General features: G+C 25.5%; 15 protein-coding genes. 2 read left to right on the forward strand and 13 right to left on the reverse strand.

Annotation, left to right across the window (positions count from 1 at the left end):
- Positions 1–31: 31 nt before the first annotated feature.
- The 9 genes from GQV94_RS00530 to tig are packed head-to-tail and all read right to left on the reverse strand — an operon-like array spanning position 32 to position 8511.
- A complete protein-coding gene (locus tag GQV94_RS00530; RefSeq protein WP_200169042.1) occupies positions 32–1240 on the reverse strand; it encodes a metallophosphoesterase in 1209 nt (402 codons plus the stop codon).
- Positions 1237–1965 carry a TerC family protein gene (locus tag GQV94_RS00535; RefSeq protein WP_200169043.1) on the reverse strand — a complete coding sequence of 243 codons (729 nt, stop codon included), beginning with the start codon at positions 1963–1965 and terminating at the stop codon, positions 1237–1239. Before GQV94_RS00535 ends, GQV94_RS00530 begins: the two co-directional genes overlap by 4 nt.
- Complete coding sequence (gene purN / locus GQV94_RS00540; RefSeq protein ID WP_200169044.1) at positions 1958–2548, reverse strand: phosphoribosylglycinamide formyltransferase; 591 nt, start codon at positions 2546–2548, stop codon at positions 1958–1960. Before purN ends, GQV94_RS00535 begins: the two co-directional genes overlap by 8 nt.
- On the reverse strand, positions 2539–3891 hold the full coding sequence (locus GQV94_RS00545; RefSeq protein WP_200169045.1) for an NAD(P)H-hydrate dehydratase: 1353 nt from the start codon (positions 3889–3891) through the stop codon (positions 2539–2541). The genes purN and GQV94_RS00545 overlap by 10 nt, the downstream gene beginning before the upstream one ends.
- Positions 3875–4573, reverse strand: a complete 699-nt coding sequence (locus GQV94_RS00550) for an NYN domain-containing protein (protein WP_200169046.1) — start codon at positions 4571–4573, stop codon at positions 3875–3877. Before GQV94_RS00550 ends, GQV94_RS00545 begins: the two co-directional genes overlap by 17 nt.
- 1 nt (position 4574) lies before the next feature.
- A complete protein-coding gene (locus GQV94_RS00555; RefSeq protein ID WP_200169047.1) occupies positions 4575–6080 on the reverse strand; it encodes a YifB family Mg chelatase-like AAA ATPase in 1506 nt (501 codons plus the stop codon).
- On the reverse strand, positions 6077–6592 hold the full coding sequence (gene def, locus GQV94_RS00560; RefSeq protein WP_200169048.1) for a peptide deformylase: 516 nt from the start codon (positions 6590–6592) through the stop codon (positions 6077–6079). The genes GQV94_RS00555 and def overlap by 4 nt, the downstream gene beginning before the upstream one ends.
- A 9-nt stretch (positions 6593–6601) precedes the next feature.
- Entirely contained in the window at positions 6602–7189 is a 588-nt protein-coding gene (gene clpP / locus GQV94_RS00565; protein ID WP_200169049.1) for an ATP-dependent Clp endopeptidase proteolytic subunit ClpP, read from the reverse strand.
- Entirely contained in the window at positions 7189–8511 is a 1323-nt protein-coding gene (tig, locus tag GQV94_RS00570; protein WP_200169050.1) for a trigger factor, read from the reverse strand. Before tig ends, clpP begins: the two co-directional genes overlap by 1 nt.
- A gap of 148 nt (positions 8512–8659) precedes the next feature.
- Between tig and folE the strand changes: the two genes are divergently transcribed.
- A complete protein-coding gene (gene folE, locus GQV94_RS00575; RefSeq protein ID WP_200169051.1) occupies positions 8660–9232 on the forward strand; it encodes a GTP cyclohydrolase I FolE in 573 nt (190 codons plus the stop codon).
- Entirely contained in the window at positions 9232–10608 is a 1377-nt protein-coding gene (fliI, locus tag GQV94_RS00580) for a flagellar protein export ATPase FliI (protein ID WP_200169052.1), read from the forward strand. The genes folE and fliI overlap by 1 nt, the downstream gene beginning before the upstream one ends.
- 3 nt (positions 10609–10611) lie before the next feature.
- Here fliI and GQV94_RS00585 read toward each other — a convergent pair whose 3' ends face one another.
- The 4 genes from GQV94_RS00585 to GQV94_RS00600 are packed head-to-tail and all read right to left on the reverse strand — an operon-like array spanning position 10612 to position 16975.
- On the reverse strand, positions 10612–11853 hold the full coding sequence (locus GQV94_RS00585; RefSeq protein ID WP_200169053.1) for a hypothetical protein: 1242 nt from the start codon (positions 11851–11853) through the stop codon (positions 10612–10614).
- 6 nt (positions 11854–11859) lie between these two features.
- The gene (locus GQV94_RS00590) at positions 11860–12798 is read right to left on the reverse strand and encodes an ankyrin repeat domain-containing protein (protein ID WP_200169054.1); all 939 of its coding nucleotides are present in this window, start codon (positions 12796–12798) and stop codon (positions 11860–11862) included.
- A gap of 9 nt (positions 12799–12807) precedes the next feature.
- A complete protein-coding gene (locus tag GQV94_RS00595; RefSeq protein ID WP_200169055.1) occupies positions 12808–14460 on the reverse strand; it encodes a putative toxin in 1653 nt (550 codons plus the stop codon).
- A gap of 13 nt (positions 14461–14473) precedes the next feature.
- Entirely contained in the window at positions 14474–16975 is a 2502-nt protein-coding gene (locus GQV94_RS00600; protein ID WP_200169056.1) for a type VI secretion system Vgr family protein, read from the reverse strand.
- Positions 16976–17063 lie beyond the last annotated feature (88 nt).

A 17063-nucleotide genomic window follows, 5' to 3' on the forward strand; every position in this document is an offset into this window, starting at 1 on the left:
TATTTGATATATCGGAATTCTATCATATTTTTTAATTATTTTTTGGAAAATTATAACTATTTTTTTTATAAATTTTATTTTTTAATTCTATGCAATCAAAACCTTGTCGATCTAATGTTACAATTCGTAAAAAACCACCCTTATCAACTTTTGCTTCGCATAAAAAAACTTTAGAATTTAACCTTATAGGCAATTTAAAACGATTTCTATGACCAAAAATTTGATAATAGTTTTTTGGAGTATTTTTTTTAAATTCATCTGCAATTATTTGACTTTCATCATAAGTTCCAATTCCATTAATAAAATTATCACTTGAAATTAAACTTAATTTTTCTTCCTTTGGCAAGAAATTAATTCCTCCGTGACAACAGAAAACTTTTTTATCATAATATTCATACCAAAAACACTCTTTTAAATATGAATAAATTTTTTTTGCATCTTTTTGTGTAATTTTTTCTTTATAAAAATCTTTTAAAGTAAAATTATTGAATTCTTTAGAATATATATTTTCATTGTTTGCCCATTTTATTAAATTTCTTTCATGATTACCTTCAAGCAAGCAAACATTAGGTAAATAATAAAGTTTTAAAAGCAATTTCATAACTTTAGAATTTTCAATTCCTCTATTTATATAATCACCCAAAAAAATATAAAATTCATCTTTTTTAATTTTTTTAAGATATTTCTTTAACACACTATAACATCCTTGTATATCACCTATATGATGAATTTTCTTATAAGAATTTAAATTTGTTATTTTATATAAACATTGCTTCCATTCATCTGGTTTTAAAATAGGATATTTTTTAGGAATTTTTTGTAAAAAAAGATGAGTCTTTTTTAAAATTTCTTTAGGAATTAATATTTTATGATTTGTAGCATATTTAACACTACGCTTATAACATTCTTCTAAATCCAAATTTGTAAAATCTATAAAAAATACTTTATAAAAATATTTTTTTGCCAATTTTTTATAAAATTTATAAGAAATTTCATAAGTATTTAAAATACAAAATTCTCCTTTTTCCATTCTAAATTCCAAAAAATTAAGTAAAATGGGTATTAATTTTATATCATTATGAAATTCAAATATCTCATAATGATTTGCAAGCTTTTTTGTTTTAGAACTTAAAAATCTTAAATGATTAAGATCAATCGTATAATCTTTTAAAGAATATTTTTCTATCCATTCTTCTTGTCCGCAATGATAATTTCCTCTTAAAATTAATAAAATTCTCATTTTTTAATTTTATTTTTTTCATTTAAAATAACCAAAATTTGAACAATCAAAGAAAAAACCATAGCAACGTAAATATAAGCTTTGTTAATATAAATATCAAAACTTTGAGCAATTAGAACAATTCCTATCATCACTAAAAAAGCTAAAGCTAAAATTTTAATACTTGAATATTTTTCTACAAAATCAGCAATAGGTTTTGATGCAAAAAGCATAACTAAAACAGCAATAATCACAGCTAAAATCATAATACTAATATCTTGAGCTATTCCCACAGCAGTTATAATGCTATCAAGAGAAAAAATAATATCCATAATAGCAATTTCAGCAACTATAATCCAAAATTTACTCGCTGAAACCTCTTGTGTATTTTTATCTTCTTCTTTATAAGTATGAGAAATTTGTTCTTTGATTTCTTGAAAAGATTTAAAAACTAAAAATACTCCACCAAAAAATAAAATTAAATCCCTCCACGAAATCTCTTGATTAAAAATACTAAATAAAGGATTAGTAAGTCTCATTACCCAAAAAAGAGATAAAAGGAGTAATATTCTTGTAATCATTGCAAAAGCTAAACCAAAAATTCTTCCTTTATTTCTGTATTCTTTAGGAAGTTTATTTACTAAAATTGTTAAAAAAATAATATTATCAATTCCTAGAATTATTTCTAAAGCACTTAAAGTAACAAGGGTTACCCAAGCATCGATACTAAAAATCCAATCAAACATTATTTTCCTTTAATATTTTTTCACTTATTTCTATAATAACTTGAATTAGAATTTGATGTTCAAGAATGTGAATTTTATCTTCAAATTCTTTAAAACTCAAATTTTTCTTTTCAAATGCTTCTTGTGCAATAATCTCTCCTCCATCTAAGGTTTCATCAACCCAATGAACGCTTACTCCAGCTACTTTCATATTACTTTCATAGCTTTGTTTAATAGCATTTGCGCCTTTAAAAAGTGGAAGTAAAGAAGGATGAAGATTAATAGCTTTGATATTTTGGGTAAAAACAGGACTTAAAATTCGCATAAATCCAGCTAATATAGTCAAATCTGCTCCACTTTTTTGAATTTCATTTACTAAAACTTCATCAAAATCTTCACGCTTAATATAATTATTATGCTCAATAATCATACTTTCAAGATTATATTTTTTAGCTCTTTGTATGCCAAAAGCATTTTTATTATTGCAAATACAAAGCACAACTTCAAAATATATTCCTTTTACTTTTTTTCTATGAAGTTTTTTTAAAATATTTTCTAAATTACTTCCATTTCCACTAAAAAGAATAGCAAGCCTTATATACATTTTAAACCTTTAACAAGCTTTAAAGCATCAAAACTATTTTCATTAAATTTATATTTTTTAGCTACAAGCGCGTGAGCCAAACAAGCATTTTTCGCTGCCTCTAATGGAGAAAAATTGGCTCCCAAAAGTGCTGCTATCATACCACTTAAAACATCTCCACTACCACCTTTTGCTAAATTTGGAGTTCCTAAATTTACAACAAAAAATTGATCTTTTTGGATTATAATAGAATTAGCTCCTTTTAAAAGCAAAACACATTCAAAAGTATTGGCAAATTTTTTGGCATAAAAAAAACGATTTTTTTGTATTGTATCTATAGTAATATCTTCTTGAAAACAAAGCTTTAAGAGTCTTGAAAATTCTTTAGGATGTGGAGTTAGTACCACATCTTTTCTTTGTAAAAAATTTAATAAATTTTCACTTAAAAAACAATTTGCATCTAAAACTAAGGGAATATTATTTAAAATATCATCTTTTAAAATATCTAAATTTTCAAGCCCCATACCTAAAGCTATAGCACTAGCTTTAGATTCTATTTTATCTTTTAACATTATAAGTGGAGAAAAAGTTTTTTGAGCTACCAAAGAAACAAGACCAGCGCCAAAATTTAAAGCTCCAAGTGCTGCTAGTGTTCCAGCGCTTTCATTGCCTGCGATATAAATATGTCCAAAATGTACCTTATTAGAATTTACTCTTCTTTTTATAATATTTAAATCTTTTTTGTTAAGTAAATAGCCTTGTGCTTCTTTTATGAATTTTTTATTTGAAACACCTAAGCTAGCAATTTTAATTTTTCCAACAAATTCTTTGGTAAAATCTTCTAATAATATTTCCCTTAAAGCGCCCATACAAAGAGTAATATCTGCTTTAAAACAAAATTCTATACCTAAACCACTTGGAATATCACAAGCAATTTTTAAAGCTTTACTTGAATTAACTTTTTTAAAAATATTAATAGTTTTTGTATCTAAATTTCTTTTAAATCCACTTCCAAAAACAGCATCTATGATAATATCAAATTTATTAAATTTTGGTTCTTTTTTTAAAAATTTAAAGCCGTAATTTTCCAAAATTCTACTTTGTTTTTTAAAATTTTCATTTTCTTTAAATCCAAGCTTAAAAGCTTTGCATTTTTTTAAATGTCTTATAGCTACAAGTGCATCACAAGCATTATTGCCTCCACCTAACAAAAAAAGAATTTTAGCTTTATTGAATTTCTTTTTTTCTTTTTTTATTAATCTTGCTAGAGAAATTCCAGCATTTTCTAATAAAATATCCTCATTTAAGCCATTATCAATAGCGTATTGATCTAAAATTTGAGAATTATTATAAATAGCTTTCATTATCTTTTTTAACTAAAAAATAAATATTTTTTTCTCTTTCTTCTTTAAATTTTTTCATTTTAGGAAGAAAATATTGTATTAAAGCTCTAAAATTTCTAAAACCATAATTTTGTGGATTAAAATCTGAATATTTGCGATTCATATTCATTCTTATTTGAGCATATTCCGCTCTTGCTTTTTCTTCTATTAATTGTTCTATTATATTAATTAAATCCTTTAAATTGTTTTTGCCTAAAGTATTTTGATCTTTATTTTTATCTTTATCTAAATAAAAAAATTCATTAAAAGCATTTACATAAGATTTTATAGATTGTTTTAAGCCTATGCCTATAACTTGTTTTTTATTTTCTTTTAATTTTTGTATCAAACTTGTATAATCACTATCGCTAGAAACAATGATAAAAATATCAATATCCTTTTCATAAAAAAAACTTAAAACTTCTGTAACTAAATACATATCGCTTGAATTCTTTTGCGCTCTAAAATTAAACTGCTGCATAGCTATAATAGAATGATCACTTACTTTTTGCTTCCAATTTTGCACACTTTCTTTAGTCCAATCAGCATAAATTCTTTTAATAACTAATTCTCCGTAATTTGAAGCTATATTAAAAATATCATCAGCATATTTTTCTGGAATATTTTCAGCATCAATGAAAACGGCAACACTTTTATTTTCCATTTTATCCTCTCATTCTAAAGCTTAAAGCTTCCAAAATATGATTTTTAAGAATTATTTCACTTTTTGCTAAATCAGCGCAACTTCTTGCAACTTTTAAGGTTTTATTTATCCCTCTTTGAGAAAGATTATATCTTAAAGTTGCCTTATAAAGCGTTTCTTTAGCTTCATCATCTAAAATACAAATTTCTTTTAAGTCTTCATCTTTTAATTTTCCATTAAATTCTTTTTGACCTCTTTTTTTCTGAAATAAAAAAGCATCAAACACTATATCGCTCATCTGCTTTGAGCTTAAATCTGCTTTATCATTGGCATCTATTTCATCCATAGCCACATATAAATCTATTCTATCTAAAATAGGCCAAGAAATTTTATTTTTATATCTTTTAATCTCGTTGTCATTACAAACACAATTTAAATTTTTAGAAAATAAATTTCCACAAGGACAAGGATTTAAAGCAGCGGCAAAAATAAACTTTGTCTCATAGCTTATTTTAGAATTTACTCTTGAAATATTAATTTTATAATCTTCCAAAGGCTCTCTTAAACTCTCAATAACTTGTTTATTAAAATGTGGAAATTCATCAAAAAATAATACACCTTTGTTAGCTAAAGCAACTTCTCCTATTTTAGCCCCATTTGCACCACCTCCAAAAATACTTGCTCTAGTACTTGTATGATGAGGATTTCTAAAAACTCTTACTTGACTTAAGTCATTATCTTTTGAAATTAAAGATTTATAAGCACTTTGTATTAAAATTTCATCAAGATTTTGTGGAGGCATTATATAAACAAGCCTTTTAGCACACATAGTTTTTCCACTTCCTGGACTTCCTTCAAATAAAATATTATGCATTCCCAAAGCTGCAATTAAGCAAGCTCTTTTGGCCTGTTTTTGTCCTTTAATATCTTTAAAATCATATTCGAAAATTTCATTGCGAACGTATAATTCTCCATTTATGGAAAAAGAATTTTTAAATAAAGGGTGTAATTTTTTAAATTTAAATTTTTCATATTGTTTTTCTTTAAAAAACTCTGTTATATCGCTAATATGTTCCATACCATAAATTTCTAAATTTGGAATCATTGAAGCTTTAGAAGCTATACTCTTAGGAACAATAATCTTTGCTTTTTTGATTTTAGTACTTAAAAATAAAAGCAAGGAAAAAAGTTCATTTGTACTTTTTATACTTCCATCAAGCCCAAGCTCTCCAACAACAAAAAAATCATTTAAATTTTCATTTTGCAATAAAATAAGTGTAGCAATTGCCAAATCAAAATGAGAACCTTTTTTTGGTATTCCAGATGGACTTAAATTGATTGTAATTTTTTTTGAAGGAAAAACAAAATTACAAGTAGCAAGAGAAGCTTTAATACGTTCAACACTCTCTTTAATTGCTACATTTGCTAAACCTACTATAGTAAGATTTGGAATTCCTCTTGTAAAAGTTGATTCAACATCTATGATATCTAAACTTTCATCAAAACTTATGCATTTTAGATAATTCATTTAGATTTTTTTTGTTTTTTAAATTCTTTATCGAATTTTTGTCTTTTTAAAAAAGAAAGTTTTTCTATAAACAAATGTCCATCTAAATGATCGTTTTCGTGCTGAATTGCTACAGCTAAAAAACCTTTAGCTTCAAGTTCTTTATGATTTCCATAACGATCTTGATATTGAAGCAAAATATGTTTATATCTTTCTACTTTTTCAAAAAAATCAGGAACACTAAGGCAACCTTCCGTGCAAACAATTTTTTCTTCACTTAAAAATTTAATTTTAGGATTTATAACTTCTATTAAGTCTTCTTTTTTTTGCTCTTCATTTTCATCTAAAATATTTACAATAAAAACTCTTAAAGGTATATCAATTTGTATAGCCGCAAGCCCTACTCCATTGCTTGCTATCATAGTTTCATACATATCATCCAATAAAGAATGCAACTTTTCATCAAAAATCTCTACTGGTTTAGATTCTAAAAAAAGATTTTTATTTGGATAAGTAATGATTTTTCTTATCAAAATAACACCTTAAATTTTCTTTTCTAAAACTTTATCAATAAGTCCATATTCTTTAGCTTCGTTTGAACTCATAAAAAAGTCTCTCTCAGTGTCTTTGACGATTTTAGCTAATTTTTGCTTAGTATTTTTAGCTAAAATCTCGTTAAGAATTGACTTTAATCTTAAAATTTCTTTTGCTTGAATTTCAATATCGCTCGCTTGTCCTCTAGCTCCACCCAAAGGCTGATGTATCATAATTCTTGAATTTGGCAAAGCAAAACGTTTTCCCTCTGTTCCACAACTTAGCAAAAATGCACCCATAGAAGCAGCTTGTCCTATGCAAATAGTACAGATATCAGGCTTTATATAATTCATAGTATCATAAATACTAAATCCACTTGTTATTACTCCTCCTGGAGAATTAATATAAAGATAAATATCTTTTTGAGGATCCTCAGCTTCCAAAAAAAGAAGTTGCGCAACTATAGAAGAAGCCAAATCATCATTAATTTCTCCACCAAGCATAACGATTCTATCTTTTAAAAGTCTAGAATAAATATCATAGCTTCTTTCACCTCTGCTTGTTTTTTCAATAACATAAGGTATATAAAGACTCATTATTTTTCAACCTCTTTTTTTGTTTTTTTATTATTTTTTGGCATAAAAATATCACTAAAAAGTTTTTCCTCAATTAAAGCCATTTTAACAGCAGGTAAAGCACCTTGTTTTTTATAATTTTCTAAATGCTCTTTAGGATTCATACCATAACGATAGGCTTCAAAATAGACAGCTTGAATAAGTTCTTGATCACTTACTTCAATTTTTCTAATCTTTGAAAGTTCATCGATAATAAAAGTAAGTTTAACACTTTTTTCAGCATCCTCTTTAAAGCTATCTCTTTTTTCTTTATATTTTTCTTTATTATTTCTAAGCTCTTCTATTTCTTTTTCATTAAAATTCGAAAAAGCATTTCTAAATTGCATATCTATTTCTTGTTCTACAATGCCTTTTGGCAAATCAAATTCAAATTTTTCGATCAAGGCATCAGCAAATTTAGCCTTTAATTCATCATTAACCAATTTAAAAAGTTTTTCATTTTTAATTTGTTCTTTTAATTTTTCATCAAGTAATTCTTCTGTTGGTTCTTTTTCATTAGGAAGAAGAGTTTTGAGACTTTTTTCATCAAGTTTTGGTATATTTAATTCTTGAATTTCGTGAAGTTTTACTTTAAAAATAGCCTCTTTTCCCGCTAAATTAGCAGCACCATAATCTTTTGGAAAAGTAACTTTTATGTCTTTTTCTTCTCCTGCTTTTAATCCTATCATACCCTCTTCAAATCCTGGAATAAATTGCTTAGAACCAATTTCCAAAACATAATCTTGAGCTTTACCACCATCAAAAGCTTTATCATCTATAAAACCTTCAAAATCGAATTTAGCAAAATCGCCTTCTTTTAAAGCTCTTTTTGTTTTAATTGCTTCTGGGGTCGCAAATCTTTTTAAAAGTTCTGCTTTTTTATCTTCAATCTCTTTTTTGCTTACTTTTGGAGTTTGATACTCTGGTATTAATTTTTCATAACCATCAAGTTTTATAATAGGTTTAAATGAAAGCATTAATTCAGCTTCAATTTCTCCATCTTTTCTATCAAATTTTTCAAAATATGGATTACCAATAAGTTCTTTATTTTCTTTTTTTAATTCCTTTAAAGCACTATCAACAGCGTATTTAAAAAGATTTTGCTCAGCATCTTTCATTAATTCTTTTTCATAACGTTTAAGTACAGCGCTAACTGGAACATGTCCTGGTCTAAACCCATCCATTTTAATATTTTTAGAAGCTTTTTTTGCGAGATTTTGAACTTCATTTTTAATGCTTCCTAAAGGGATTTTTACATTAGCAATTGCATTAACAGAATCTAATTGCTTTGCTTTAATTTCCATAGTTTTTCCTTCAAAAATAAAAAGTTAATTATTGAAATATAACAAATTTTTCCTTATTACTTGCATAAAAATTTCAATATATTTATGATAATATTATATTTAAATTTAGACTGAATTATTTATTATTTTAACTATTTTGGAGAAAAAATTGCAAAAAAAATTTGAAAATTGTGTTGCAACTATGCTAGAAATTATAGGAGAAGACCCAAAAAGAGAAGGTCTTTTAAAGACTCCAACAAGAGTTTTTAAGGCCTATGAATTTTTAAGTAAGGGTTATAATGAAAATATTAATGACATTTTAAACAATGCCCTATTCGAAAGTTCTAATAATGAAATGGTTTTAGTGAAAGATATAGAATTTTATAGCCTTTGTGAACATCATCTTTTACCTTTTTTTGGTAGAGTAAGCGTAGCTTATATACCTGATAAAAAAGTTGTAGGTCTTAGCAAAATCCCACGTTTGGTAGAAATGTTTGCTAGAAGACTTCAAATTCAAGAACAACTCACAGAACAAATTGCAGATGCTCTTATGGATGGAGTTGGAGCAAAAGGCGTTGGCGTTGTAATAGAAGCAAGACATATGTGTATAGAAATGCGCGGGATTCAAAAAGCAAATTCAATTACTAGCACTTCAGCTTTAAGGGGTTTATTTTTAAAAAACGAAAAAACAAGAAAAGAATTTTTTTCTTTAATTAATTCTCCAAAGCAAGTAAGATTTTAATGGAACTTAATAAATTAAGACAAAAACTAAAAAATGAAAATTTAAATTCCATCTTTGGAGAAATTACAAAAATTTCTGCTACAAGTATAGAGATTAAAGGACTAAAAACTGGGATTGGGGATATTATAAAACTTGTCTCAAATGAAAATGAACAACTCCAAACTTTGGCTATGGTGGTAGAAATTAAAGATAAATTTAGCTATTTGAGTCCTTTTAGCTTTATAGAAGGTTTTAAAATAGGAGATCGTGCATTTTTAAGTGATGCAGGAATGCAAATTGGGGTAAGCGATGAACTTTTAGGACGCGTTGTAGATCCTTTTATGAGACCTAAAGATGGTAAAGGTGCTATTGAGGCAAGTAAATTTATGCCTATAATGAGAGCTCCTATTGATGCAATGAAAAGAGGACTTATAGAAGAAGTTTTTCCTGTTGGAGTTAAAACTATTGATGCGCTTTTAACTTGCGGAGTAGGACAAAAATTAGGGATTTTTGCAGGAAGTGGTGTTGGTAAATCTACTCTTATGGGTATGATAGTTAAAAACTCTAAGGCTCCTATAAAAGTTGTAGCTCTTATTGGAGAAAGAGGGCGTGAAATTCCTGAATTCATCCAAAAAAACTTAGGTGGAAAATTAGATGATACAGTTATAATCGTTGCAACAAGTGATGATAGTGCTCTAATGAGAAAATATGGAGCCTTTTGTGCTATGAGTGTAGCAGAATATTTTAAAGAACAAGGAAAAGATGTTCTTTTTATTATGGATAGTGTAACACGTTTTGCTATGGCACAAAGAGAAATTGGTTTAGCATTAGGAGAACCACCTACAACTAAAGGTTATCCTCCAAGTGTTTTAAGTTTATTACCCCAACTTATGGAAAGAGCTGGAAAAGAAGAAGGCAAAGGCACAATAACGGCTTTTTTTACCGTTCTTGTTGATGGAGATGATATGAGTGATCCTATAGCTGATCAAAGCAGATCTATACTTGATGGACATATAGTATTAAGTAGAGAATTAACTGATTTTGGTATCTATCCTCCCATTAATATACAAAATTCAGCTTCAAGGGTTATGGGTGATATAATCACAAATGAACATAAGCTTTTAGCAAGAAAATTTAAAAGATTAAATTCACTACTTAAAGAAAATGAAGTTTTACTCCGCATTGGAGCTTATCAAAAAGGAAGCGACAAAGAACTTGATGAAGCTATAGCCAAAAAAGAATTTATGCAAAATTTTCTAGGACAAAATCCTGAAGAAAGTTTTGAATTTAATAACACTATAGAACTTTTAAAACAAATAGACACACCTATAAATACTCCTAATAATCAAAATCTTGGTAGTTCAAATGCAACCTTACCAAATCCTAATCAAAAATAATTTTTAATTTTGGTGTAAAATTTTATGTGCATTTAAAGCTTGGAATAAATCACTATCATTAACCCAAATAAGTTTTTCATTTATAGAACAATCCCATTCTAAAGGCAAAGCTTTTAAAGTATTTTTAAAAAGAAATTTTTCCCAGTATTTTTTTATCTGCTCATCTTCTTTTTCATATAATTGTAAAATATCTCCCTCATAAACATAATCTTCCCACTCTACAAAAGGAACTAATTTAATAAAATCACTTTCATATTTTTGAGAAAGTATGCCTTTGGAATCTATATCATTTAAATCTTGTTGATAATTTTTAATAAGAATATTCATTCTAGCTTCTAAAAGATCATCTTTATCCAATAAAGATAATATTTCTTTAGAATAATAATTAATGAAAAAATTTTTTCCATATTCATTAATAGTATCAATCATTGTATCCTTATAAATAATATCTTTAAAATTTTGCAAATAAGGATTTAAGATATTATTTTTAGAATTAATAGTGTAATCATATCCAGAAAAAAAATAAGTAAAATCCATAAAAGCATAATCAGCATTCATTCCATTGCAAAGTAATAAAAATATATCTTTAAGTTCTTCTAAAATTTTATTTTTATTGCTTATTTGGTCATTGTTATTTTTATGAAAAAAATTATTTTTAAATTTTGCATCATAATTTTCAATAAGATAGTCAAGTAATTGCTGTGTAATATTATAATTTAACGCCAAACAAGAATTAAAATAAATATCACTTGAATTAAAAAATGGAGGTAAATTTCTCTCTAAAATGAAAGTATTAATTTCACTTTGAGAAAAATTTTTTCCATTGGCATTCCAAAAAGGAAAATGGGGAGAAAAATTATATAAACTCCCTATTTTTAAGTATTTATTTTGAAATTTTTTGTAAAGATTAAATTTGCTTTGATCTTGACATAATCTATCATAAATTTTAATATAAGCTTTTTCATTAAAACTAAAAAAATCATCCTCTTTATGTAAATTAATACCCTTAAATTTATCAATGCTAAAATATGAATTTAATTTCATTAAAGTATTTAATATTTTTTCTAAATTAATATTATAAAACTTTCCTAAATTTTGATTTTTAAAGTCAAACCATTCTTTCATATCAAAGCGATGAGAATCTAAACTCCAAGCCTTGAGATTCTTATCATCACTAAAAGAATTTTTTGAAAAAAACAAAAAAGAAATTTGATTACTTGTTTGAAATTCTTCTAAATATTTCATCAATAATTAACTTTTATTTTTAATTTCTTTAATAAATTTATCATTGATTATTCTAGCTATATTCATCATATCTTCACGTGTTAAATCCTCTTCTTTAATGCCTTTATTTTTTATATATTCATCTTGAAATTTAAAGATTTCATTTTCCATTTTCTTTTGACTTTTAGCTCCAAATTCTAATAGAATTTTTTTGACTTTAGAAATTTGACAAACCTCTATTATAGAAGTTAATCTTGGCCAACGCACATGATTTGGATTTGCTCCAAGTTCTAATAAAACTTTTATAGTATTATAATTTTGCTCATCATTGCTTTCTACAATAGACATTAAAGGGGTTGATCCTGCAAAATAAAATTCTTCTTCATATTCTTTAGATTTTTCATTAAATTTTTGATAAATCTGACTTTGTATTTCTAAGTTTGCTCCATATTTTAATGCAAGTTTTATTTCATCAATTTCTCCTCTTATAGCCCAATCATGCAAAATACTATCTCCTAAGTGATTAAAAACATTAAATGTTGCTCCTTTTTGAATAAAATATTTTATCACTTTTTCATCAAGCCCTATTTGATCCATATAAAAAGTTAAAGCATTATAATTATCTTTTGTATGTTCAAATTTAAAATTAGGATTTATGCCACAAATATCTATAAGATAATCTAATAATTTCGTATCTTTTCCTTGCTCTATAGATCCAGCAGCGGCATTAGCAAGAGTATTGTCACAAAAGAATAAAGGAGTTTTTATACCCTCTTCTTCGCATAATAATTCATAAAAACTTTGCTTTATAGGATAATCTTTTAAGAAATTGACTGTTTTTTCAAAATCATTTGCAAAAACCAAATCACAAAGCTCATCTCTTAAATCATCTATTTCTTTATCGCTTAGAGCACTAATTCTTTCTCTAGCCTCTAATTCTCGTTTAGATATTTCTTTAATGCTCACACATACTCCTTATCTTGGTATTTGCAATTGTTGATCTTTATTTAGCTCATCTTCTATGCTTAATGGATCGTTTAAATTTAGTCTTTTAATTACTATTTTATTTGGAGCATTATTTTTTAAATGATCTAAATAAAGTTCTTTAAAAATAGTTTTTATACTTCTATGCATATGTCTATGATAAATAAAACCTTTTCTACTTCCCAAATCTCCTTTTATAAAAACTCTAAGATTTAAAAAAGAAAAATTAGGATTTTCTTTTTTTAGCTTGTTAATGATTTTTTCATTTTTTTCTTTATCAATAGCTATACTATCACTTAATTTTGTATAATGATTACACAAAAATATATAATCAAGCTCGTATTCTTGTGCAAGTTTTAATTCAAAACTTATTTGCTCTGTTAAATCTTGTTTTTGAACATTTTTAACTTCTATAATACTTCTTTTATCATTTACTACAACTAAAAAATCAGGAATGGTAAAGTTGTAACTATTTTGATTAAAATTTGCATCAAATTTTCTTCTATTTGAAATATATCTTGTAGATCCTTTACTAAATAGCATAGAAGCTGCATATTCGCCTAATTCTCCTATGTCTTTTGGATTGGGATTTTTTTCTTTTAAGGAATTACTTTTAAATTTTTTAACTTTTTTTTGGGTTTTGGATTCCTTTTTTTCTTCATAATCTTTTATTTTTTTATCAAAACTTTTAGCATACTCATATTTTCCCATTTGAGAACTCTCTCTTGCACTTTTAAATTTTTTCTTACTTATTACTTTTTTTAGCATATCTACATTATAAATTTTATCTTTATTAATGCTATCAAAAAGTTCCTCTTGTCTTTTTTTAGCATAAATTAATATACCTTCTCTTTGTTGCTTTTTAATCTCTTCTTGTGAAAGATTTTCTTCTCCATTTAAAACAGCTAAAAATTCTTTTGGACTTTGAAGATTTAAAGCATCATTTTGAATTTGAGCTATTTTTCTTTGAAAGGTTAATGTTTTTTCTTTTATTTTCCTAAGCTCTGTTAAAATAATAGCCCTATCTTCTAAAGGAATAGGATCAAAAACAAAACCTCTTTTATTTTTTTGTTTAGGAATTAATCTCACAACTAAACTTCTAATACCTTTTTCAAATTGTTCTGTTAAAAAACTAGCAGGAATAGTAACTTTACCATCTTTTATTTCAAAACTTCTAATTTCTTTTTCTTCTTTAGTGTATCTATCATAAAAAATATCAAATTCATCACCTTCATCAAATCTTGATTTTAAATTACCTAGCTTTTTTTCTTCAAAATTATGATTTAATGATGCATCATTTATTTGAGAGTCTATATTTTTTTCATATTTAGCAATATCTTTAAAATCTATATCTATATTTGCATCGTCTTTAACCTCTATAGAATCTTGCTTATAAAGTTCCATCTCTTTTAAAAAAATACTACTTCCATCTTTTTTATTAAATTCTAATTCTTTTATTTTTTTTAAATCTGCATTTTTTCCTTTTTTTCTTTTTTGTGAAGGTTCTTTTACTTGTATTTCTTTTTCTTTAACTAAAAAATGCTTAGGTTCATAAAAAGCAAGTTTACAATTTGACAATATAAAAACTTTTCGAAATTCTTTAACCAAAAAAACAATATCATTAAATTTTATAAGTTCAGGCATAAATATTTCCTATTTATTCAATTCTTAAATCTCCGCCTTTGATTCTAAGTCCATTAGAATCTATAATTACCTCTACCCCATCTACTTTTATAATAACTTCTTTTTTAGTATGAATAATTGCAGAACCACTTTCTATTTGTGTTACAGCTTTTTTCTTTGCGACTATAATATTTTCTTCATTAGCCAAAAAATTAACAAAATCAGCATTAAAAGAACAATTTTTATCCGTTCTAAAACCTAAAGAATCTTCAGCTTGAATTTGTAAATTTTCCTTGCTTAATAAAACTATATCTTTAGAAGAGTCTATTTTTATGCCATCTTTAACCCTAAGAGTATAAGAACCTTCAATCGTTTCATTTTTATTATTTCCTACTCTTTGTATATAATCATTTGAAATATCTTTTTCAAAATTATTCTTTATCTCTACTTTTTTATCATTACCTATATATTCTTCACAATCCTGACCTATATTAACTTTATGAGTTACACCTACATTTAAAGTATTACTAAGCCCTACATTGGTATCTTTTGAAAGTAAAGTATTTTCTAAATATTCTGCTCCAACATTAACATTTTTAAAACCAGCAATATTTTGCATATGTCCTAAAATAATAAATTCACTAAACAAACCACCAATTTCTGAAGTTTTATTGTTTTTTATAACTTGCTCACGATTGTTGGTAATTTCTTCTTTATAATCTTTTTGTGCTAAAAGATAAATTTCTTCTTTTCCAGCTTCATTTTTAAAAGTTAATTCATTTCTCTCATAAGATTTTAAATTTTCTTGCCCCAAGGTTGAATTAGATATAGTTAAAAAATGATTATTTGTATAATTTAAGGCATAATCTTTATTTTCTTGTATATTAAGCTCAGGTAATCCTTCATATCTCATTAATGGAATTTGTTTTAAATAATTTAAAGTATTATTAGCAATTTCTCTTTTAAATTTAGGATAAGAATAAAGTGGTAAAGCATTATTTTCATTATAAAAACTTCCACTTACAAAAGGCTTATCGATATCATTTTCCAAAAATGAAATTAATACCTCATCTCCAACTCTTGGTATCCTAAAAAACCCAGAATGACTTGAGGCTATAGGGGAACTTATTCTTAGAAAGCAGCTATGATGATATAAATTTTCTTTTTTATCAATTGCTTCTTGATTAATAAAAGCATCAAATCTTACTTTTACTCGACCATATTTATCTGTAAAAATTAAATTACTTTCATTTGAAATTTCATTATTTTGACCTATAACTATTCCTTTTGTTTGACTAGGTGCTTTAGGTTTTGGCTTAAAACTTGGTGTATATGTTATATGGCTTGGTAAAAAAGTGATTATATTAAAATAAGATTTTGTAAATTGCAAATCTTTAATTTCTTGCTTATCATTTGTATTTATAGAATTAGCCAAAATTGCATCATCAACTAAATATTGCTCTAATTTTATAATAACAAAATCTTTTTTTTCGCTTTTTAGGTCTCTTGTAAATGAAGGGTTAAAATTTATATTGATACTATCATTTAAAAATAAATTGTAAATATTGCTTTTTGCTTTAAAACTTTCACCTAAAAGCTTATATCTTCTTTCTTTTAAATAAATAGGGGTTTTTAAGTCTATATCTTCTGTAAAAGAATTGGCGCTTTCATAAATATGTTCATTATAATATTGCGAACTTTTATTTTTTTGATCTACTATGTTTAAATTTAAAGAATTTAAATTTAAAGGATAGTTAGCATTTGCGCTCGAATAGGTAAATTGGTTGGGAAAAATAGAACTTTCTTTTATAAAAGAATAAATACAAGGTTCATTTAAAATATTATTAATATTGGAATTAAATTGAATGTTTTGATGCTTAGATGCCACAAAAACATCGCAAAAATAAATTTTTTCATCATCCTCGTAAAAATATATGCCGTTATTATGAGCAAGTCGTGTAATAAATTTTAAATCGCTTTCATTGTATTGGACAATAAGTTCTTTTTTAGAATAATTATGCTTAAGTTTTGAAAAATCAATTTCTTTATTAATAAACTTTCCTTGATAAAATTCTAAAGTGATCCTAATAACCTCTAAAATACTTAAATCTGTATAGATTCTATTTGCTCTATTAAAAGACATTCTGGCTAATACAGAAGTAAGAGTAAATTTAAAAAAATGCTTGTAAGAAAGATGTTTTATTTCTGAATTAACTATATTATTGGCGCTTTCATTACTTAAACCCAAATAATTAACATAAGAAATAATACCCTTATAAATTTTATTTTCTTTATGTGTAAAATTAATTGTTTTATTTTCATAAGGATTTTTGATAATAAAATGAGCCTCTTGATCAATTAAAGAATTAGGATAAAAATTTGTATTTTGATTATTAATCAAATCTTCTTCTAAAATTTCAATATAACCTTCACATTCACAAACAAATAAATCTTCCAAACTTTCTTTAATATAAGCCTTAGTGATTTTAAAAGAAGCAGATGGATTAATAATATTTAAACTAAGATATGAATTCATAATTACCTTCTTTTATAATCAATTTAGCTCGTAATTATAAAAATTATATCATAGTTTATCAGCTAAATAATAAATTTTATTAAATTAG

This window comes from Campylobacter sp. TTU_617 (assembly GCF_016599045.1).
In the GTDB taxonomy this organism is placed as follows: Bacteria; Campylobacterota; Campylobacteria; order Campylobacterales; family Campylobacteraceae; genus Campylobacter_D.